Below are 1,701 nucleotides of genomic sequence, written 5' to 3' on the forward strand. Positions count from 1 at the left end.
CGAGCCGCTCCAGCAGCAGGGCGTTGCTGAGGGCGGCGGCGGCCAGGGCGCCCACCAGCCGCAGCTCCTCGTCGCTGATGCCGTCGAACTGGGCCGGATTCATGCCGTCTATGGTCAGGGCGCCGATCAGCGTCTGATCCGAGAACAGCGGCAGGCCGACGCAGGCGTGCACCTTGAAGTCGTCGTGATCCGGCAGCAGGCCGTCATAGGGGTCGGGCAGGCTGCTGTCGGCGGGGAAGCGCACCACGTCGCCGGCGCGGGCGATGGCCTCCATGCGCGGGTGATCCCGCAAGGCGAAGCGGCGACCCAGCACGTCCTGCATCAGGCCGTCGATGGCCAGTGGAATGAACTGGCCCCCCTCGTAGCGCAGCAGGGCCGAGGCATCCGAGTGCAGCAGGCTGCGCACGCTCTGGATCAGGCGGTGGAATCTGTCCTGATGGGAGATGCCGAGTTGCAGGTCGAGGGCGATGCGCGCCAGGCGGTCGGTCGAGATCATGATGATTGTCCAAATGACAGTTTGTTTGTGAATATGACTATATAGAGTGGCTGTCCAAATGACAATTTTGGTTTTTTGTTCCCATTAAAAACAATAGGTTACGAGTTGGCACGCCCGCTGCAATAGGGAATTCAGTCACACATTCACTATTGCCTGCTGAGGAACTGCCTGATGAGCATTCACGTCAAAAACAACATCCACTGGGTCGGCCAACGGGACTGGGAGGTACGCGACTTCCACGGCACCGAGTACAAGACCCACAAGGGCACCAGCTACAACAGCTACCTCATCCGCGAAGGGAAGAACGTGCTGATCGACACCGTCGATCACAAGTTCAGCCGCGAGTTCGTGCAGAACCTGGCGGCAGAGATCGATCTCGCCTCCATCGACTATGTGGTGATCAACCACGCCGAGGAGGATCACGCCGGCGCCCTGACCGAGCTGATGGCCCGCATCCCCGGCACCCCCATCTACTGCACCCACAACGCCATCGACTCCATCACCGGCCACCACCACCACCCGGAGTGGAACTTCCAGCCGGTCAAGACCGGCGACAGTCTGGACATCGGCAACGGCAAGCAGCTGGTATTCATCGAAACTCCCATGCTGCACTGGCCCGACAGCATGATGACCTACATGACCGAGGATGCGGTGCTCTTCTCCAACGACGCCTTCGGCCAGCACTATTGCGACGAACACCTGTTCAACGACGAGGTGGATCAGACCGAGTTGATGGAGCAGTGCCAGCGTTACTACGCCAACATCCTCACCCCCTTCAGCCCGCTGGTGACCGCCAAGATCAAGGAAGTGCTCGGCTTCAACCTGCCGGTGAGCATGGTGGCCACCTCCCACGGCATCGTCTGGCGCGAGGATCCCACCCAGATCATCCTCAAATACCTGGAGTGGGCCGATCACTATCAGGAGGATCGCATCACCCTGTTCTACGACTCCATGTCCAACAACACCCGCATGATGGCCGACGCCATCGCCCAGGGCATCCACGAGGTGGATCCGGGCGTGGCGGTGAAGATCTTCAACGTGGCACGCCACGACAAGAACGAGATCCTGACCCAGGTGTTCCGCTCCAAGGGGATACTGGTGGGTTCCTCCACCATGAACAACGTCATGATGCCCAAGGTGGCTGGCATGCTCGAAGAGATTACCGGCCTGCGTTTTCGCAACAAGCGCGCCGCCGCTTTCGGCAG

At 60.7% G+C, this 1,701-nt stretch carries 2 protein-coding genes; one reads left to right on the forward strand and one right to left on the reverse strand.

From position 1 onward, the window contains the following. Window positions 1-496 (reverse strand): GAF domain-containing protein (locus BN1127_RS14215; RefSeq protein WP_042649912.1); only part of this gene is annotated, 496 nt, incomplete at its 3' end. A 171-nt stretch (window positions 497-667) separates the two neighbouring features. Here BN1127_RS14215 and norV point away from each other — a divergent pair. Then, window positions 668-1,701: anaerobic nitric oxide reductase flavorubredoxin (gene norV / locus BN1127_RS14220; protein ID WP_042649913.1), on the forward strand; the 1,034-nt coding region annotated here is incomplete at its 3' end.

Source organism: Aeromonas media, from assembly GCF_000819985.1.
GTDB classification, from domain to species: Bacteria; Pseudomonadota; Gammaproteobacteria; order Enterobacterales; family Aeromonadaceae; genus Aeromonas; species Aeromonas media.